At 23.1% G+C, this 19913-nt stretch carries 30 protein-coding genes; 15 read left to right on the top strand and 15 right to left on the bottom strand.

The genetic code is table 4. The features are described from left to right. The 15 genes from AAHM95_RS09030 to AAHM95_RS08960 form a co-directional block, all read right to left on the bottom strand. Positions 1–1824: hypothetical protein (locus AAHM95_RS09030; protein WP_342274697.1), on the bottom strand; the 1824-nt coding region annotated here is incomplete at its 3' end. A 3-nt stretch (positions 1825–1827) separates the two neighbouring features. Beyond that, complete coding sequence (locus AAHM95_RS09025; RefSeq protein WP_342273949.1) at positions 1828–3546, bottom strand: hypothetical protein; 1719 nt, start codon at positions 3544–3546, stop codon at positions 1828–1830. Positions 3547–3560: 14 nt separating this feature from the next. Then, positions 3561–4745 (bottom strand): hypothetical protein, encoded by a 1185-nt coding sequence (locus AAHM95_RS09020; protein ID WP_342273892.1) that lies wholly within the window; start codon positions 4743–4745, stop codon positions 3561–3563. 17 nt (positions 4746–4762) lie between these two features. After that, positions 4763–5140, bottom strand: a complete 378-nt coding sequence (locus AAHM95_RS09015) for a hypothetical protein (RefSeq protein ID WP_338975557.1) — start codon at positions 5138–5140, stop codon at positions 4763–4765. A gap of 13 nt (positions 5141–5153) precedes the next feature. Beyond that, positions 5154–5342, bottom strand: coding sequence for a hypothetical protein (locus AAHM95_RS09010; protein WP_338975562.1), 189 nt, complete (start codon positions 5340–5342; stop codon positions 5154–5156). Positions 5343–5376: 34 nt separating this feature from the next. Further along, the gene (locus AAHM95_RS09005) at positions 5377–5535 is read right to left on the bottom strand and encodes a hypothetical protein (protein ID WP_174480523.1); all 159 of its coding nucleotides are present in this window, start codon (positions 5533–5535) and stop codon (positions 5377–5379) included. Between the two features lie 16 nt (positions 5536–5551). Then, positions 5552–6313 (bottom strand): hypothetical protein, encoded by a 762-nt coding sequence (locus AAHM95_RS09000; protein ID WP_342273891.1) that lies wholly within the window; start codon positions 6311–6313, stop codon positions 5552–5554. Continuing rightward, entirely contained in the window at positions 6282–6557 is a 276-nt protein-coding gene (locus AAHM95_RS08995; RefSeq protein ID WP_342273890.1) for a hypothetical protein, read from the bottom strand. Before AAHM95_RS08995 ends, AAHM95_RS09000 begins: the two co-directional genes overlap by 32 nt. Further along, entirely contained in the window at positions 6550–6867 is a 318-nt protein-coding gene (locus AAHM95_RS08990; RefSeq protein WP_342273889.1) for a hypothetical protein, read from the bottom strand. The genes AAHM95_RS08995 and AAHM95_RS08990 overlap by 8 nt, the downstream gene beginning before the upstream one ends. Beyond that, positions 6854–6997: a hypothetical protein gene (locus AAHM95_RS08985; RefSeq protein ID WP_342273888.1), complete on the bottom strand. Its 144-nt coding sequence runs from the start codon at positions 6995–6997 to the stop codon at positions 6854–6856. The genes AAHM95_RS08990 and AAHM95_RS08985 overlap by 14 nt, the downstream gene beginning before the upstream one ends. 1 nt (position 6998) lies before the next feature. After that, positions 6999–7157, bottom strand: coding sequence for a hypothetical protein (locus AAHM95_RS08980; protein WP_342273952.1), 159 nt, complete (start codon positions 7155–7157; stop codon positions 6999–7001). Between the two features lie 3 nt (positions 7158–7160). Next, positions 7161–7454 (bottom strand): hypothetical protein, encoded by a 294-nt coding sequence (locus AAHM95_RS08975; protein ID WP_338975222.1) that lies wholly within the window; start codon positions 7452–7454, stop codon positions 7161–7163. Continuing rightward, positions 7408–7881: a hypothetical protein gene (locus AAHM95_RS08970; protein WP_338975223.1), complete on the bottom strand. Its 474-nt coding sequence runs from the start codon at positions 7879–7881 to the stop codon at positions 7408–7410. The genes AAHM95_RS08975 and AAHM95_RS08970 overlap by 47 nt, the downstream gene beginning before the upstream one ends. An 8-nt stretch (positions 7882–7889) precedes the next feature. After that, entirely contained in the window at positions 7890–8051 is a 162-nt protein-coding gene (locus tag AAHM95_RS08965) for a hypothetical protein (protein WP_338975224.1), read from the bottom strand. A gap of 208 nt (positions 8052–8259) precedes the next feature. Then, the gene (locus AAHM95_RS08960) at positions 8260–8772 is read right to left on the bottom strand and encodes a hypothetical protein (RefSeq protein ID WP_338979028.1); all 513 of its coding nucleotides are present in this window, start codon (positions 8770–8772) and stop codon (positions 8260–8262) included. 871 nt (positions 8773–9643) lie between these two features. On the opposite strand from AAHM95_RS08960, the gene AAHM95_RS08955 reads away from it, so the two are divergent. From AAHM95_RS08955 to AAHM95_RS08885, 15 genes are all read left to right on the top strand, one after another. Continuing rightward, positions 9644–10186, top strand: a complete 543-nt coding sequence (locus tag AAHM95_RS08955; RefSeq protein ID WP_342274696.1) for a hypothetical protein — start codon at positions 9644–9646, stop codon at positions 10184–10186. Between the two features lie 3 nt (positions 10187–10189). Further along, a complete protein-coding gene (locus tag AAHM95_RS08950; RefSeq protein WP_342273752.1) occupies positions 10190–12472 on the top strand; it encodes a hypothetical protein in 2283 nt (760 codons plus the stop codon). A 726-nt stretch (positions 12473–13198) separates the two neighbouring features. Continuing rightward, positions 13199–13717: a hypothetical protein gene (locus tag AAHM95_RS08945; protein ID WP_342274695.1), complete on the top strand. Its 519-nt coding sequence runs from the start codon at positions 13199–13201 to the stop codon at positions 13715–13717. 134 nt (positions 13718–13851) lie between these two features. Next, on the top strand, positions 13852–14013 hold the full coding sequence (locus AAHM95_RS08940) for a hypothetical protein (RefSeq protein ID WP_338960339.1): 162 nt from the start codon (positions 13852–13854) through the stop codon (positions 14011–14013). Between the two features lie 2 nt (positions 14014–14015). After that, a complete protein-coding gene (locus AAHM95_RS08935; protein ID WP_342274694.1) occupies positions 14016–14480 on the top strand; it encodes a hypothetical protein in 465 nt (154 codons plus the stop codon). A 2-nt stretch (positions 14481–14482) separates the two neighbouring features. Continuing rightward, positions 14483–14776 carry a hypothetical protein gene (locus tag AAHM95_RS08930; RefSeq protein WP_342274693.1) on the top strand — a complete coding sequence of 98 codons (294 nt, stop codon included), beginning with the start codon at positions 14483–14485 and terminating at the stop codon, positions 14774–14776. 3 nt (positions 14777–14779) lie between these two features. Beyond that, a complete protein-coding gene (locus AAHM95_RS08925) occupies positions 14780–14938 on the top strand; it encodes a hypothetical protein (protein ID WP_342274692.1) in 159 nt (52 codons plus the stop codon). A 3-nt stretch (positions 14939–14941) separates the two neighbouring features. Next, positions 14942–15178 carry a hypothetical protein gene (locus AAHM95_RS08920; protein ID WP_174480108.1) on the top strand — a complete coding sequence of 79 codons (237 nt, stop codon included), beginning with the start codon at positions 14942–14944 and terminating at the stop codon, positions 15176–15178. 11 nt (positions 15179–15189) lie between these two features. Next, complete coding sequence (locus AAHM95_RS08915) at positions 15190–16014, top strand: hypothetical protein (protein WP_342274691.1); 825 nt, start codon at positions 15190–15192, stop codon at positions 16012–16014. Positions 16015–16028: 14 nt separating this feature from the next. Then, on the top strand, positions 16029–16187 hold the full coding sequence (locus tag AAHM95_RS08910) for a hypothetical protein (RefSeq protein WP_281748859.1): 159 nt from the start codon (positions 16029–16031) through the stop codon (positions 16185–16187). A gap of 41 nt (positions 16188–16228) precedes the next feature. Beyond that, positions 16229–16417, top strand: a complete 189-nt coding sequence (locus AAHM95_RS08905) for a hypothetical protein (RefSeq protein WP_342274690.1) — start codon at positions 16229–16231, stop codon at positions 16415–16417. A 1-nt stretch (position 16418) separates the two neighbouring features. Next, positions 16419–16604, top strand: a complete 186-nt coding sequence (locus AAHM95_RS08900) for a hypothetical protein (RefSeq protein ID WP_342274689.1) — start codon at positions 16419–16421, stop codon at positions 16602–16604. A gap of 17 nt (positions 16605–16621) precedes the next feature. Continuing rightward, a complete protein-coding gene (locus AAHM95_RS08895; protein WP_342274688.1) occupies positions 16622–16999 on the top strand; it encodes a hypothetical protein in 378 nt (125 codons plus the stop codon). A gap of 18 nt (positions 17000–17017) precedes the next feature. Continuing rightward, the gene (locus AAHM95_RS08890) at positions 17018–18199 is read left to right on the top strand and encodes a hypothetical protein (RefSeq protein WP_342274687.1); all 1182 of its coding nucleotides are present in this window, start codon (positions 17018–17020) and stop codon (positions 18197–18199) included. Between the two features lie 14 nt (positions 18200–18213). Then, entirely contained in the window at positions 18214–19911 is a 1698-nt protein-coding gene (locus tag AAHM95_RS08885) for a hypothetical protein (protein ID WP_342274686.1), read from the top strand. Positions 19912–19913 lie beyond the last annotated feature (2 nt).

The following is a 19913-nucleotide window of genomic DNA, read 5'->3' as shown; positions in this document are numbered from 1 at the left end:
ATATTCTATATGTGTAATATTATTTTTATCTACTACGACTTTACCTACTTCTTTTCAATTTGAACCACTTGGACTGGGTTGTGGTTGTTTTTCTAATATTTCATTAATTGCTTGTAATAATTTTTTATTTTGAGTTTTTAATAATTTATATTCATTATTTTCTAATAAATCTTTACAAAGTAATGAATTTTCTTCATTATTTAATGCAATTTCATTTGTTTCAGTTTTATATTTAAAATAATCATTTGAAAATTTTTTATCTTTTATTTTTTCTTTTAATTCATTAATAGCACCGGCAATAGTTTTATCAGTAGTTTCTAAATTAGGAATTTCTGCACTAATAGCATTTATTTGAAATGCAATAGGAAATTGTGATTTTACATCTTCTAATTTTTTATCTACTTCTTCTTTTTTATAATAATCAGATAAATTAGGAATTTTATTATTGATTTCATTAATTGCAGGAACGATTTGTTTAGAAACTGTTTGTAAAGCATCATCATTGATATTTTGCTTTTTATCTAATAAATTATTAGTTTCTAGTTTTGTGTAATAATCATGTTCAGTACTTTCTTCTGTTATAAATTCAGTTGGTGTATCTATTCCTTGATATTGATATATTTCTTGTATATCACCAATTAAATTAATTTTTCCACGTTCAGGATAGGAATTACCTCCACCACTAAATTTTTTATTTCTATTGTCATAGTAAATAGTTCCAATATTTAAAATATTTTTATTTTGTATTTGTTCTTTATAAGTCATGGAATCAACATTTAACAATTCAAATTCATGAAAAATATTATTTAAATAAATTTTAATTATTTTATAAAATTTCATAAAGTTATTTTCTGTTGAATAGTGATAACTGATTTTAATAAAATATCATTTCAACATTTCTATATTATTATTTTCAACTTTTTTTCATAAAGGACTAGTTTCAATATTAAATCAATTATTTTTGATATCATCAATGTTTTCATTTGTTTTAGTTAATTCACTATTTAATTTGGTAATTTCATTTTCATTAGTAGTAATTCGTTTTTGTTGTTTAGCAGAAAAATCACAAGTTGGTGAATGAGTAAAATCACCAATTTGCGGATTATTTTGTAATGCTTCTGGTGGTAATGTTCCAATTTCATCTGGTCAATCTAAAATCATTGTTTCAGTTTCTTTATCATAACCAGTTGCAACATAACCTTTATTAACAAATTTACTAACAGGACCTCTATATATTTCATTTTCATTATCATCAACTAAATCATCATATAATTTAATTTGTTTTAATAATGTAAATTCTTTTTGTTCTTTAATTAATTCATCAACTTGATTTCTAGTATAAAATGCTTTTAAGTCAATTTTTTCAACATCTATTTCATCATTATTATAACTTGAAAATATTTGTTTTAATTCTGTTAATCTTGCTCATATTTTCATTCTACTAGGTGCTAAATCTCAAACATTAATTGTAGGAGTACTATTTGCACTAAATTGATTACCATTATTAAATTGAATAGTAGCATCAACATTAAATTCAATTGGTGTACGATTAAATACTCAATGTTCAACCATAACATAAACCATATCTCTTAATGTTTCTTTAATTAATTCATCTTTAAAACTATCAAAAGGAAATTTAGATAAAATAAAATCAAGATAAGCATTAATATCATTTTGCGCGCGAATAGCAAAAGTTATAAATCAATCATTAATATTTGGTCATGTTTGTATATATTGTTGTGGAGTTTCTGTAATTTTTCCAGTTAATGGATATCAGTTATTATAATTTTCAAGACTGACATCAGTTCAAAGTTTATTAATCATAATTTATCATTCCTTAAAAAATGCTTGTTTATAATGATGAGTATGTTTTTTTGTTTTTTTATGTGTTATATGTTCAATTTCTTTTTGTATTTTATTTTTACCTTTTTTTATTTTTTTCTTACTTTTTGTTACAACTTGACTATATGCAAACTTTTCTAAATGATGTAATAATCCAGTACCAAATAAAGTATTAACACTAAATTTTAAACCAACATTTTTAAATGATTTGTTAATATTTTCAATAGGATTATTAATAACATTTACTACTTTATGATAAGTTCTAATAGTTCTAAATATTTCTCTATATACTTTAAAACTATCTCTAATTACTTGTTGCACCACTGGTGGAGCAAATGCTATTGCTTTTAATCATTTATTTTGATTAACTCCATAACCAATGTATCAACCACTATATCAACGATATCAATGGAATGGATGTATTTGAGTAACAAAAGTTTTTGCTTTAAGAATACTATCAACAACTGTAATTGGTTTATATTTAGGATTGCGATGATAAATAGTAATTGCACATTTATCTAATGACAAAGGTTGAATTTTACAACCCATAAATACTGGTGAATTTAATGGAATTAATTGTGCATGTTTAATTGCTCTTTTTTCTGCACTAGTAAATAAATCAGTTGCTTTTTCTTTTAATTTCTGAATTTTTTCAAATACTTGTTTTTCTAACTTTTCAAATTTTTCTTGTAATTTATATATACTTTCTCGTATTTTTTCAAAATATGGTGTATCTTTTCAAAATTTATTTAAACCTTTTTTTAAATAAAATCTAATATCAAAATATTTAAAAGTTTGATTTGCTTTTAAAACAAGTTGATGAATAACATTATTTTTAAAATTAAATTTAATAGCATTAGCACGAATTTTTTGTAAATCTAAAATTAAAGTTTTTCCATATCTATTTTCTGTATGTATTGTATGAACTAAATTTAATCAATCATGTTGATTCATTTTTAATACTTCTTTTAAATCAGTATTAAATTTTTTTAAAAAGTTATTTGCTTTTTCAATATCTTTAATTTTAAATTTAGGAGTTAATTGTGGACTTAATTTTATTAATGTATTTTGTAATAATAAGTGTTCCATTAATTTTTCTGTTTCTAGTTTTTGAAAATTATTCTTATATTGTCTTTCAGCAACATATCCTAAATCTCGTAATACTGTTTCACGATTAGGAGTAAAACTATACTTCATTAAATAACGTTTATTACCAATAATTTTATCTGTTAAAATTTCTTTTCCACTTACTTGACTAATAATTTCTTGTAAGTTTTTTGCTTCTTTAATACCAACTTGTTCTAATGTTTTAGTTTTTTGTGCTAACTTAATAAATTTAGTTGTACGATAACCACGACTAATTTTATTAAGTCCAGCAAATGCTGGTAATATATTAAAAAAAGTATTTAATGGTGTTACATTTCCTTTTAAATAATCATAAACTTGATTAATAGTAAAATCAGTTAAAAATTCTACACCAATAGCACTAATACTAGCAATTAAATCACTTGCACCTAATCCAAGTGCTAAATCTTCACTTAAACCACCAGTAAAAGGAGCAAGTGCTACTGCTATAACTTGTACACCAATCATTTCTAAAATTTCTCATCATAAACTTTTATGTTCTTGTTGTTGACTAATTCTAGTATGTTTGGGTTTATTTATTTTTAAGAGTGTGGCTGTATTTGCTGTACCAATAGGCATAATTAATGTCCTTATTATTTAAGAGTTATTTTTATAGGATTTGTTGAACCTTGATAATTTGCATCATTAATATCTGCAGTAATAATTACATATAAATCTCCTGCTTTTTGATTTTGATTACTTACATCAGTTTTGCCTTGTGCATCACTAAAATATTTAATATTTGCATGTACTAAATCTAATGCTGGATTCAAACCAGTAATTTCTCTTGCATTTTTTATTGCTGTATCTAGTAATTGATTTTTTCTATTCGTATTAGCAGTAATATCAGTTGTTAAAATTGTAAGTTTACTACTTAAATCTGTTTTAGTAATAATTCCACATAGCATTCAACGTGATGTTGTTTCTTTTTTTGACATATAAGGAATTAATTGACCTAGTACTTCACCACCAACTTTATATGCTCTACCAAGTTTGCCATCAGCAATTTCTTGAACATAAACAATTGTTTGTTGTAACATATATCTTTTCATTGCTCTTGATGTTGCTAAAATAAAAGGTATAATTTGTTTTTTATTTTCACTATCAGTAAATGTCATATAATCATCCATTACAATTTGACATAATACACCTTTTATATATAAATCATTACCATTTAATCTTAGTTGTTGAGCAATTTGGTTATCTGTAATTAAACCTTTATTATTAGCCAAATAAACAATAGTATCATAAAGATTATTTGTAATAAAGAAACGACAATTTGCACTATTTCTTAATTGAAATAAAGTATTTCAAGCAGATAACATTGCCTGTATATGCCCTGTTGGTGATGTGTCACTAATTATTACTTTAGTTCCGTTATCGCTAATTACTTGTATATCATCAGTTGCTAATTTATCTGCTAAATCATTAGCGACTTCATATTGCATACTTTCTAATAAATTTTGTCCATTTTCAGCATTTAAGTCAATTGCTGCAATAGTTTCACCAGCAACATATAATTTTTCAATTATTTTTGGAATAGTATCAGTTTGTGCATAAGTTACATCTATTCTTTGACTTTTATCATTTCATGCAATAACTTTAATTGATGGGTCTTTTGGAACTTTAATAATAAATTCTATTTTAGTAGAATTAACTATTTCAATAGGAAAAAAGTTTGCTCATGGACTATTTGATTGTTTGAAAAATTCAATAAATTCTGGTGCTTCAACTAGTTTTTCTGTATTATTTAAGTTTGTTTGAATATTAATTGCCATTTTTATTTTCCTTTCTGTTATAAATTATTTTTCTTTTTATAATCCAATAAACTACTTTTTATTGAATTCGATTGATTTGTTAATATTGTTTCTTGTTTACCACCTGTATTAATTGGTTCTTTAAATACTGGTTGTTCTTTAATCATTTTTTTAATAGTGTCTTCTACTTTTGAATTTTCTATATTACTTGTTTTAAATTTTAAAAAATCATAAAATTCTTTTTTAACTTGATATTTTTTAAATATATTAAGCATTTCTTTTTCTTTAATTTCTTCATTAAGTTTATTTAACTTATTTTCTAATTCAACAATCTTAGTTTCTTGTTCTTTTTGCAAATCATTATTTTCAGTTAAAGGTTCAGTTGTTTCTTGAACATTAGTTTCATTTTCTAACATTTACATTACACCTTTATTTATTTTCTTTATTAATTTTTTCATTTAATTTTGCTAATTTTTTTTGATGTTTTATTACTTTATTATTTGCTCGAACATGTTTTGGAGTTGTAATAAATCGTTTAAATCAAACAATTAATTCTCTGCAAATTAATGTTCCTACACTTGTTCCAATAATGATTAATTCATGCAATAATTCTTTCATTTCAATATTTTCCTTTCAATTATTTATTTTTTAATTATTCGTCAAATTGACCACCATTAATTCTTTCAACCATTGACTGATAATTACTTATAATAGTTACTAATAAAGAAATTTCTTTATTTAATTGTTCCATCCTTTCTTTATGTATTTTTATTTCGTGATTATAATATTCAATTAATTTTTCTTTATTCATAAATTACTCACCTCCTTTATAAACTGTCATAATATGTAGTTGGTCTATATACTGGTGATATTCTATCTACAACATCATTAATTAATCTTGCATTTTCACTAGTAAATGTTGTTTCTTGCATTTCTTCAACATGATTAGTTGTTTCCATTGGTAGTAAATTATGGATAATTTCAGATGCACCAGCAATAATAGTCGGAACTGCATAAGCATTCATAAAATCATTATTAATACCCATAGCAACACCACTACTAATCAAACAACCACCAGTTGCCATATTTGCTATTTTACGTATAGTTTCAAATTTACTTGGTATTAATTCTGTAATTCCAGCAACCAAATTTGCAATACCATATGAATTTAAAGATATATAAGTATCTCAATCCATTAAAGATTGGTCATTAACATTATTGTTAGTTACTGATAATGTTAATGCTGGTCATGGCGGAGTTTCTGTAGTGGTTGTAGTTGGGGTGATAGGATTTATTGTTTCAGTAAATTTACTATAATTTGCTAAACCAATTGTTCCTAATCCTAATGCTATTTTTTTACTTGAATTTAATAGTTTACTTTTTAAATTTGGCATTTGATTTAAATTTCATATATCAATTCCTAATTTTTTAGAAAATAATAAAGCATTTATACTACCTAATATTGGATTACCAATAAGTTGACCATAGTATGCAGAAGTTCCTATCATACCAAATAATGGACTTGCTCCAGTTCTTATTAATTTTAATAAAGTGTAATTACTTGATTGTACAGTTATGTCATTTGGCATTTTCTTCTACTCCTTCTACTTTCTGTTTAATAAAAACTTCTATTCAACCTTGATAATTAAAGTTATCTCCAACTAAAATTGCAGTATTAGCATGTGGTTGAGAAACAATTAAATATTTAGCAATGACATTGGGATATTTTCATAAAATCAATGCTTTTATATCATTACTATCTGTTAAATCTTTGGGATTTGGTGAAAATATTTCTATTTTATCTTCACCAAATAAATCTTTTAATTTAATCATTATCAAATTCTCCATTTTCAATTCTTTCTTTTAAAGAAAAGACATATTCTGTATAAGTTCTATGTGGATTTTTATCATTTATAATTTCATCGATATCTAAAATTAATTTTTCTTTATATTCATTAATATATTTTTGGACAATTTTTCTTCTTATATTTTCAACTTTTATCATATGTTTATCACAAAAATATCTTACTTGAACATTATCTTTATCTAATTTTGTTGGTAAATTATTACAATTTGTTATATGTTTACCAAGTTCATTAACTTCACTAAAACAACATGGTATATTTTCTTTATTGATTATCAATGTCTCCTAAATTTCTTCAACTTCTTCTATTTCATTTATTAACTGATTCTAATCAACAACTATTACAGGTATTGGATAAAAAGTTTTCTTTTACTTTATTGCACATAGAACATTTATCTTCATATTTCATATTATTTCTCCTTATTTTTAATTTGATTAGCAATTTCACTTAATATTTTTAATACTTTATATTCATTTTTTAATTCTTTACTAATAAATATTAAAAATATTATTAGTGTTATGCTTGTTATTAATATTGGTATTATTAATAAAATTTTTCATAATATCATTTTTTACTCTTTTCATTTTTTAAATCATTTAACATTTATTGAACAAAATGCACGATTTTTAGGAATATTTAAAGTGTTAAAAATTTGACCAGTTACAATAATTTCATCGTTTTTGTTTAATAAAATACAGCGTCTATAAAATTTTGGGTTGTTAAAAATTAAAGTAACATAGTTTAATCCATTTCATTGACCTCGAACACTATAATATAATTCTTTATTACCTTTTTCGTAATATTTTGTTTCAATAGTGTTACTCAGTTTTACTGTTAATTTGACATAATTGGCTTTCTCTTTCATTTTTATAATTCCTTAAATAATATTTAATATGCTTATATGCATCTTGTTCATGTTTTGTTAATTTTATATTTCCTTTATAATTTTCTATTTTGTTTTTATTTTTTGGTTCACTTTCTAAATAATCTCAATTCATAACATCTTCTGCTAATACTATTAAAGCACCAATAATTTTAGGAGTTGCTAATGGATTTGTTAATAATTGTTTTGAATTTAAAAAGAAATTTTCTACAATAACTAATATTTTTTTATTATCAAAATGTTTTTTAATTAATAAAAAGTATTCTTTAAATAGATTTTTGCTTTTTAAAACTGTTTTAGTTTTAAATGTTTCATTAAAAACAATATTATTAGTTTCATTTGAGTATATAATAATTCCATTACTACCAATACCAGCAGGGTCAATTCCAATAATTAAGTCATATTGCATTAATCAAATTAACCTCTAACAATTGTTTTAATAATTTCTAAATCACAATTACTTCAGCAATATTTACATTCTTCGATAAACTCTTTATGTCCACAAACTAAATTATTTTTTTGTAAACTATCAATTTGTTTGATTAATCCTACTTTATATTCAATAATCTTTTTTTCCATTATGTAAATCATCCCTTTTCAATTATTTTTGCTGTTTGTTTAAGGTATTTAGGTATTTTGTTATAACAACTGTCACATATTAAATAAGGTATTGGTCAATTTTTATATTTAATAGTTTTAGTAGAATTATTAATACATTCTTTTCAAACTTTATCCATACAAACTCTTAATTCACATTTTTTATTTTTATTATTCATAGTTTTTTTCTTTATAAATAAAATATCTTTTCATTATGAGTTGAAATATGTTTATAAGAAGTGACTATATAATTAATTGACAAATCATTATGGTTATATGGATTATTTAGTTTAAAACCTTTTCTGTTTTCTTCTCATGTAACATTATATTTAAAACAAGGATTAGTAATCTTTGTTTTACTATCAGTTATTTCACCAATAAATCAACTATTATGCTGTTCATAAAATGTTAATGGTTCAAGTTTTATATCATTAAGATAATATTCTTTGGGTGTTTCTGGTTTATTAACAGTTATTTTCTGTTCAGAAATATATGGTTCTAATAATTTTGTTAATTCATCACCATTTAATTCTCTTTTAATATTTTCAGAATTAAAAACCCAATATGTGTAATTATTATCAACAATAAAAGAATTATTTTTAATCATTCATTTTGGAAGTGATAATTTATATTCAACATAATCAATAAGAATAGATTGTGGTTTATCTTTAACAATTTGTTCTTTTTTAAATTCTATTTGCATAATAATCCTTTCCTAATATGTCCTGTTGCTTCTAGCATAAAGGACATATATTTTGATTTTTAAATTATTAATAATACTATTATTAGTTTTATTCATTCCAGAAATTCTGGGCTCAAAAATAAATTGTGAAATTTTAAAAAACATTGAGGCATTCGATTCAATATTTATTTAATTTATGTTTAATAAATTAATATTTTAATTGAACCGGCACCGCTCAATTTTTTTTACAAGTTTGAAATTTATTTTCTCGCCCAAAAAAATTTTTCAAAAAAAATAAAAAATAAAACCAACACTTGCTCACTGGGGAGTGGCAAGGTTGGTTAAATAAAGAATAGAATTAATACAATAGGTCCCTACAACAGGTCTATATATACTAGTTTCCAATTCGCTCCCACCCCAAGAATTACCATTAAATGGTTAGTATATTTTATTAGGTATCACTCCACTTTTTATTTATCCATGCAAGTCCACATGTTCTAGCTACTATTTTTAACAACTGTGTTGTAGTTCACTTTTTTAGTTCCCTAACACGTGTTGATAATAGCGTTAAAGAAGATTATTAATTATTAACTTTCTCCTACTTGGTCACTGCGTGTAGTAGATATTTAAAGGATGTTAATAATAAAAATTTTAAAATTTTACAATTACAAAAAAAAGACAAGAATTTTATTCTCGTCTTTTGTCATTTATTTTTAATTCAAGGATTTAAAAAAGAAAGGAGCTATTTTTAAAACTTTTTAGTTATCGACATCTTCGACACGCTCCCGAAAAAATTAATAAATTAAAAGAAAAAGCAACTGATTTATTTACTAGTGCAGAAAAAAGAGCAATTAAACACGCACAATTAATTCCATTAAATTCACCAGTATTTATGGGTTGTAAAATTCAACCTTTGTCATTAGATAAATGTGCAATTACTATTTATCATCGTAATCCTAAATATAAACCAATTACAGTTGTTGATAGTATTCTTAAAGCAAAAACTTTTGTTACTCAAATACATCCATTTCATTGATATCGTTGATATAGTGGTTGATACATTGGTTATGGTGTTAATCGTAATAAATGATTAAAAGCAATAGCATTTGCTCCACCAGTTGTTCAACAAGTAATTAGAGATAGTTTTAAAGTATATAGAGAAATATTTAGAACTATTAGAACTTATCATAAAGTAGTAAATGTTATTAATAATCCTATTGAAAATATTAACAAATCATTTAAAAATGTTGGTTTAAAATTTTCAGTAAACACTTTATTTGGTACTGGATTATTACATCATTTAGAAAAATTTGCATATAGTCAAGTTGTAGAAAAGGGTAAGAAAAAGTTGCAAAAAGAAATTATCCATATTTCACATAGAAAAACTAAAACAAAAACTAAGCATTATAAAAAAGCATTTTTTAAGGAATGATAAATTATGATTAATAAACTTTGAACTGATGTCAGTCTTGAAAATTATAATAACTGATATCCATTAACTGGAAAAATTACAGAAACCCCACAGCAATATATACAAACATGATCTAATGTTAATGATTGATTTAAAACTTTTGCTATTCGTGCTCAAAATGATATTAATGCTTATCTTGATTTTATTTTATCTAAATTTCCTTTCGATAGTTTTAAAGATGAATTAATTAAAGAAACATTAAGAGATATGGTTTATGTTATGGTTGAACATTGAGTATTTAATCGTACACCAATTGAATTTAATGTTGATGCTACTATTCAATTTAATAATGGTACTCAATTTAGTGCAAATAGTACTCCTACAATTAATGTTTGAGATTTAGCACCTAGTAGAATGAAAATATGAGCAAGATTAACAGAATTAAAACAAATATTTTCAAGTTATAATGATGATGAAATAGATGTTGAAAAAATTGACTTAAAAGCATTTTATACTAGAAATCAAGTTGATGAATTAATTGAACAACAAAAAGAATTTACATTATCAAAACAAATTAAATTATATGATGATTTAGTTGATGATAATGAAAATGAAATATATAGAGGTCCTGTTAGTAAATTTATTAATAAAGGTTATGTTGCAACAGATTATGATAAAGAAACTGAAACAATGATTTTAGATTGACCAGATGAAATTGGAACATTACCACCAGAAGCATTACAAAATAATCCGCAAATTGGTGATTTTACTCATGCACCAACTTGTGATTTTTCTGCTAAACAACAAAAACGAATTACTACTAATGAAAATGAAATTACCAAATTAAATACTGAATTAATTAAAGCAAATGAAAATATTAATGATGTTAAAAATAATTGATTTAATATTGAAACTAGTCCTTTATGAAAGAAAGTTAAAAATGAAAATATTAAAACAGATATATGATATATTATTGATTGAACATATTATTTTATCGATAGTAAACAACTTATTATAAGTAATAATAAATTAACTAAATCTAATATAAGAATTACTAATAGTCAAATAGAACAAAAGCAAATAATAATTGAAAATATTGATGTTAATATTGATAAAGTAACATTATTATATGATGTTGATTTAATAAAGTTTATTGCTACTAATAACACAAAAAAGTATAAACCAATAATTCATAATATATATCAATATCAAGGAATAGGTACACCAACTGAATTTATAGCAGAAGAAAATACTGAACGTGATTATTATACAAAACTAGAAACTAATAATTTATTAGATAAAAAACAAAATAAATTAATTGCTGGTACTAATATAACTATTGATGAAAATAATAAAATTAGTGCTATTGGTGGTTCTACTGATTTAACTGATTATTATAAAAAAGAAGAAATAGATAAAAAATTAGAAGATACAAAAGCATTATTTCCAATTGCTTTTTCTATGAATGCTATTGGTCAAGAAATTCCTAATTTAGAAACTACTAATAAAACAGTTGTTGGTGCTATTAATGAAAATAAAAGTAATATTGATAAAAAACAAGATAAAGAAAATTGAAAAATAATAGGTAAAAGTCTTGATAATCGTACATGAGAAGATTTTGCTCTTAGTTTTAATAAATATTATAGAGTATTTATAACATGAGATAAACCACCTTTTAATCAAACAAGTGTAAAACTAAAAATAGAGTTTAAGAGTTCTGCATATATAGGTGGAGATTATATGCTTGTTAAAGGTAAAATTGATAATGAAGATGCTTCATTAATTATTAAACTAGGAACTGTTGATGGTAATAAAAGTCAATTAATTATTATTGGTGGAAATAAACAATATGGGAATATATTTTCATTAGAAGAATTACAAGATACTATTAAAGTTGATATTAAATCAAAATTACAAATAAGGTCTGGTAGTTTAACTACAAATGAAATAGAAGAAAATATTTGAGATATTGAATTAAAAAATAATCCAACACCAAGTCCAAGTGGTTCAAATTGAAAAGAAGTAGGAACAAGAGAGAAAAATAAATGAGATAATTGACAAATTACTTATTATTTTCAAGAGAATAAACATTATAGAGTTTATTATTCTTGAAGTATATATAATCCAGTTTATACTATTCAAGAATTTATTATAACTGATAAAAAAATTGCTGGTGTACCAATACAAACCTTTAATGATAGTGCTAATATAGTAATTTTATCAGTTCAACATGCTAAATTTATTACTATTTATAGTGGAAAAGGTAATTTAAAAGGTAATGTATGAAAATTAGAAGAATTACAAGAATAATATTATGTTTTTTAAAATTATAAAAATTATTGGGAGCGTGTCGAAGATGTCGGTAACTAATCATTTTCAAAAATAAACACTTTCTTTTTTTTACCCTTGAATTAAAAATAAATGACAAAAGACGAGAATAAAAATCTTGTCTTTTTTTGTAATTGTAAAATTTTAAAATTTTTAATAAACCTCTTTAGCACTATTATCAACACGTGTTAGGGAACTAAAAAAGTGAACTACAACACAGTTGTTAAAAATAGTAGCTAGCATGTGGACTTGCATGGATAAATAAAAAGTGGAGTGATACCTAATAAAATATACTAACCAGTAATGGTAATTCTTGGGGTGGGAGCGAATTGGAAACTAGTATATATAGACCCGGAGTGGGGACGAACTATTATTATTCTTAATTTAACCAACCTTGCCACTATCCAGTGAGCAAGTGTTGGTTTTATTTTTTATTTTTTTTTTGAAAATTTTTTTGGGCGAGAAAATAAATTTCAAACTTGTAAAAAAAATTGAGCGGTGCCGGTTCAATTAAAATATTAATTTGCTAAACGCAAATTAAATAAATATTGAATCGAATGCCTCAATGTTTTTTAAAATTTCACAATTTATTTTTGAGCCCAGAATTGATGGAATGAATAAAACGAATAGTAGTATATTAATAATCTAAAAATCAAATTATATGTTCTTTATGCTAGAAGCAACAGAACATATTAGGAAAGGATTATTATGCAAATAGAATTTAAAAAAGAACAAATTATTAAAGATAAACCACAATCTATTCTTATTGATTATGGTGAATATAAATTACAATGTCCAAAATGAATGGTTAAAAATAATACTTTTATTGCTGATGATAAATATACATATTGAGTTTTTAATTTAGAAAATATTAAAAGAGAATTAAGTGGTAATGAATTAATAAAATTATTAGAACCATATATTAAAGACCAAAAAATAACTGTTAATAAACCAACGACTCCAAAAGAATATTATCTTAATGATATAAAACTTGAACCATTAACATTTTATGAACAGCATAATAGTTGATTTATGGGTGAAATAACTGATAACAAAACTAAAATTACTAATCCTTGTTTTAAATATAACATTACGTGAGAAGAAAACAGAAAAGGTTTTAAAATAAATAATCCATATAAACATGATGATTTACCAATTAATTATATAGTTACTTCTTATAAGGAAATTTCAACTCATAATGAAAAAGTATTTTTGTTGAACATGTAAACAACATAAATTTGATTATTTATTCTTTAATACTAATGATATAAAAACAAGAAAATATTTTTTAAGAGATAAAAATAGTAAAGCAATTTGTTATGACTGTATTTTAAATATTAGGTTAAGTAGGAGGTATAAATATGGATAAAGAAAAATTAATTAGTTGATTAAATTTAATTTTAGATAGTGATATAGAACAATATAATAAAGAAAAAGACATATATTATTTAAATAAATTAAAAGGTTCAATTGATATTATTAAAATTTTAATTAATAAAATACAATGCAGAGAATTTGATTAATAATGAAATATGACTTAATTATTGGAATTGACCCTGCTGGTATTGGTAATAATGGAATTGTTATATATTCAAATGAAACTAATAATATTATTTTTAATGAAACATTCAATACATTAACTGTTTTATGAACTAAAAATATTTATAAAGAAAAATTTCAATTAATTAAAGAAAAATTTATTAATAAAAAAATATTAGTTATTGTAGAAAATTTCTTTTTAAGTTCAAAACAATTATTAACTAATCCATTAGCAACCCCTAAAGTTATTGGTGCATTAATGGTATTAGTACAAGATGTTTTCAACTGAGATTATTTCGAAAATCACCCAAAAAATAAAACTAAAATAGAAAATTATAAAGGAAATATAAAATTAACAAAACATGAACAAGATGCTTTTAAGCATATTAAATATTATTTAAAAAATCATAAAAAAATATTAATTTTTGATAATTATTTAAGGAAATTATAAACATGAAAGATAAAGCAAATTATGTCAAATTAACAGTAAAACTGAGTAACAGTATTGAAGCAAAATATTACAAAAAAGGTAATAAAGAATTATATTATAGTGTTCGTGGTCAATGAAATGGATTAAATTATGTTACTTTAATTTTTAATAACCCAAAACTTTATAATCGATGTATTTTATTAAACAAAAATGATGAAATTTTAGTAACTGGTGAAATCTTTAATAATTGAAATATGAATATAAATCGTGCATTTTGTTCAATAAATGTTAAATGATTTAAAAAATGAAAAGAGTAAAAAATGATATTATGAAAAATTTTATTAATAGTACCAATATTAATAACAATTATAACACTAATAATATTTTTAATTTATATAATTAAAGAATTAAAAAATGAATATAAAGTATTAAAAACATTAAATGAAATTGCTAATCAAATTGAAAATAAGGAGAAATAATTAATGATAATATTACCTACTTTGTTTGAAAATAAAGATGAAATTGAAATATTATCACCATTTCCAAAAGCAATTCATACAAGTAATGATATTAGAGCAATTATTTTAAGACAATACCCAAATGTTAAATCAAAACACATAATTGTTTCTGACCCTGAAAGTAATGTTGCATTAATAGTTGGTGATAATGATGTTTATCAAGGTTGAATTAAAGTAACAATTAAAAAATTAGAAAATTAAAGGAGAATAAAATGCCAAGTATAGAAAATCAATCAAATTATACTTTAACTAAATTAATTAGAACTGGTATAAGTCCGATTTGTGCAATGATTGGTACAAGTGCTTATTATGGTCAAGTAATAGGTAATCCAGTATTAGGTTCAATTAATAGTTTATTATTTGGTAAAAAATTAGGTTTAGATATATGAAATTTAAATCAAAGACCAAATACTAAAACTAAATTAATTAATAGTTCTAAAAAAATATTACTAGGTTTAGGAACAATTGGATTAGCAAATTATAGTAAATGAACAGAAAATAATATTACTCCAATTATTCCAACAACACCAACTCCAATAACTACTACAACTACAACTCAGGGTCCACCATGATTATTATTAGATAAACAAGATAATCAGTCATTAATGGATTGAGATACTTATATTTCATTAAATGCTTATGGTATTTCAAATCTTATTAGTGGATTAACTGAGTTAATACCTAATAGATTTGAAACTATACGTAAAATAGCAAATATGGCAACTGGTGGATGTTTAATATCAAGTGGTGTTGCTATGGGTATTAATAATGATTTTAATAATGCTTATGCAATACCTACTATAATCGCCGGTGCAAGTGAAATTATCCATAATTTACTACCTATGGAAACTACACATCATAATGAAGAAATGCAAGAAACATCATTTAATAATGAAATTGCAAGATTAATTAATGATAATAGATTTTCAATTAATAGTGAAACAACCAGTCAGTATGGTAGTGATAATATGAGCGAAGTACCATTAAATAATGATAATGCTTCATTAAATTGAGATTATAATCACATGAGTTTATAAAGGAGGTGAAAAATATGAATAAAGAAAAATTAATTCAATATTATGATGATAAATTAAAACAACATGAAAAAGATTTAGAAGACATACGACTAAATGAACGTTTAATTGCAAATCTTTTAATGGATGCAAAATGTATGATTGAAAGAATTATTAAAGGTGAATTTGATGAATAATCAAAAATAAAAAAATAAATAGTTGAAAGGAAAATATTGAGATGAAAGAATTTTTACATGAATTAATAATTATTGGAACAAGTGTTGGAACATTAATTTGCAGAGAAATTATTGTTTTATTAAAAAGATTTATCACAACTCCAAAACATGTTAGAGCAAATAACAAAATTATAAAACATCAAAAAAAATTAGCAAAATTAAACGAAAAAATTAATAAAGGAAAAAAATAATATGACAAAAATTGAATTTAATGAAAAATATAGAAAACAAGATATCACTATTGATAGAGATTTTGATTTACATATTGATAATTGTTTTAAATTTTCTGATATTGACATATTGGAAAGTGCTGTTAATGATTATAAAAAACTAATAAGTGAAATGCCACAATTAGTTAAAGATTGATTATTGGGATAAGATTAGGAGAATGTTAAATGTTAGAAAATGAAAATAATGTTCAACAAACAACTGAAACTTTAACTGAAAACAATGATTCTTCACAAGAAATAGAAAATAAAGTTAATGAAGCAGAAAATAAGTTAAATAAACTTAATCAAGAAATTAAAGAAAAAGAAATTATTAATATATTTAAAAAATATCAAGTTAAAACTGAATTTTATGATTATTTAAAATTTAAAACTAATAATTTAGAAAATTCAAAAATTGAAGAAACTATTAAAAAAATGATTAAAGAACAACCAGTATTTAAAGAAACAATTAATACAGGTGGCAAACCACAAACAATAATAACAAATCAACCAAATTCAATAAAAAGCACTTTATTGGATTATAAAAAGAAAAATAATTTATAACAGAAAGGAAAATAAAAAATGGCAGTACCATTCAATAAAAATTTAGATAATACCGAAAAATTAGTAGAAGCACCAGAATTTATAGAATTTTATAAACAATCAAATTCACCATGAGCAAGTTTTTTTCCCATTGAAATGGTTAATTCTACAAAAATTGAATTTATAGTTAAAAAACCAAAAAATCCAGAAATGAAAATACTAAAATGAAATGATAAAAGCAAAGGATTAGATGTTAGTTATGCTGAAACTATTAAAATTTTAAAAGAAATTAAAGAAGAAGCAGTTGCAGGTGAAATAATTGCTAATGTTGATTTAAATGCTGAAAATGGACAAAATTTATTAAATACAATGCAATATGAAGTTGCTAATGATTTAGCAGATTATTTAGCAAATAATGATACAAATGTAATTGCAAAATATGCAACTAAAGTAGATATTACTGATAAGTCACCAGTAGGATATTTAAAATCAATGTTAGATGCTTGAAATACTTTATTTCAATTAAGAAATAGTAATAATTGTCGTTTTTTTATTACTAATAATCTTTATGATAATATTGTTTATTTAGCTAATAATAAAGGTTTAATTACTGACAATCAGATTGCACAACAATTAAGATTAAATGGAAATGACTTATATATTAAAGGTGTGCTGTGTCAAATTGTAATGGATGATTATATGACTTTTACTGATAATAATGAAACTAAAATTATGTCTTTTGTTTTAGCTACACCAAGAGCAATGAAAAGATATATGTTACAAAATACAGTTGTATATGTTCAAGATATTGCTGATGGTAAAGTCGGAAGAAGATATTTAGTTGGTGGAGAAGTAACTGGTGAATCAATACCATATATAACAAATGAAGAAACAACTTCACGCTGAATGTTATGTGCCATTATTAATAATAATAAAACTGATTTAAAAACTAAAATTACAAATTTAACAACTGATATTACTGCAAATGTTAATAACAATAATAGTGAATTAAATACACAAATAAAAAGTACTAATGAACTTAAATCATTAAATCCCAATTTAACAAATCCAACTATTAAATATTTTAGTGATGCACAAGGAAAAACTAATGTAAGTAATCAAAAACAAAAAGCAGGTGACTTATACATAGTTATTTCTTCAAATGTTAATGATTTAAATTATAAAGGTTCAACAAATCCAATTAAAATAACTCTTAAATAAAGGAAATTAATACCATGCCAATCGGTACAACTAGTACAGCAATACTTTTAAACATAAATAAACCAAAACATACTAGAACAAGTAACCAACAAGAAAATAAAAGTTTTTGATGAGAAATTTTAGAAATGATTGGTGTACAAGTTATAGCAGTAGCACTTGCTCCTTTTACTGGTGGATTAAGTGAAAGCGTAGCACTTGGATTAGGTGCAAGTGATTTAGTTGCTAGTATTAGTGCTGTTGGTGTAGAATTTTTAACTGATTTTACTATTAATCAAGTTTATGATTATTTAAAAGGAAATGTAACATCATTAAATACTTTTTTTAATATATTACCAGCATTTGCTGGACTTAATAAAATTAGTCGTGGTTATCGTACTACTAAATTTATTAAATTAGCAGAAAAAACTAAAACATTAGAACAAGTTGGAATTAAAGAAGCAAAAAACTTACAAGAAATTATTAGTCAAGTAAGTGGAAAAGAAATTTTAACAGATAAAATTATTGGTAATAAACGTTATTTAATGAATTATAGTTTTACTCCTAATCGTGAAACAGTATTACGAGATTTAGGTTATGTTGCTGAAAGACAATATAAAAATAATTTTCAAAAATTAGAAGCAAAAGAGTTAAAAGATTACTTATTATTACAAAATACATTAACAAAATTAAGTCCTCAATTAACTCCAAAGTTTAAAATTAAAGATATTGAAAAAGCAAATAATTTTTTAAAAAAATATAATACTGAATTAAAAGAAGTATTAAAAATGAACCAACATGATTGATTAAATTTAGTTCATACAATACATGCAGAGAATAGATATGGTAAATCTTTAATTTTAGATTTACAAAAAATTCGTGCTAATGCTATTAAATTTAATTTTAAAAATAATGTTATTCATCAACTTGTTATAAAAGCAAATCAAACTTTTAAATATTTTGATATTAGATTTTATTTAAAAAAAGGTTTAAATAAATTTTGAAAAGATACTCCATATTTTGAAAAATTACGAGAAAGTATATATAAATTACAAGAAAAATTTGAAAAGTTAGAAAAGCAAGCATTTGAGAAAATTAAAAAATTAAAAGAAAAAGCAACTGATTTATTTACTAGTGCAGAAAAAAGAGCAATTAAACATGCACAATTAATTCCATTAAATTCACCAGTATTTATGGGTTGTAAAATTCAACCTTTATCATTAGATAAATGTGCAATTACTATTTATTATCGTAATCCTAAGTATAAACCCATTACAGTTGTTGATAGTATTCTTAAAGCAGAAACTTTTGTTACTCAAATACATCCATTTCATTGATATCGTTGATATAGTGGTTGATACATTGGTTATGGTGTTAATCATAATAAATGATTAAAAGCAATAGCATTTGCTCCACCAGTGGTACAACAAATAATTAGAGATAGTTTTAAAGTATATAGAGAAATATTTAGAATCGTAAGAACTTATCATAAAGTAGCAAATGTTATTAATAATCCTATTGAAAATATTAATAAATCATTTAAAAGTGTTGGTTTAAAATTTTCAGTTAATACTTTATTTGGTACAGGATTATTACATCATTTAGAAAAATTTGCATATAGTCAAGTTGCAGAAAAAGGTAAGAAAAAATTACAAAAAGAAATTATTCATATATCACATAGAAAAACTAAAACAAAAACTAAACATTATAAAAAAGCATTTTTTAAGGAATGATAAAA

The sequence above is a fragment of the Spiroplasma endosymbiont of Phycita roborella genome, assembly GCF_964031195.1.
Taxonomy (GTDB): domain Bacteria; phylum Bacillota_I; class Bacilli_A; order Mycoplasmatales; family VBWQ01; genus Spiroplasma_E; species Spiroplasma_E ixodetis_A.
The sequence above is the reverse complement of the archived record's forward strand: the minus strand, read 5'-3'. Positions and strand labels throughout refer to the sequence as shown.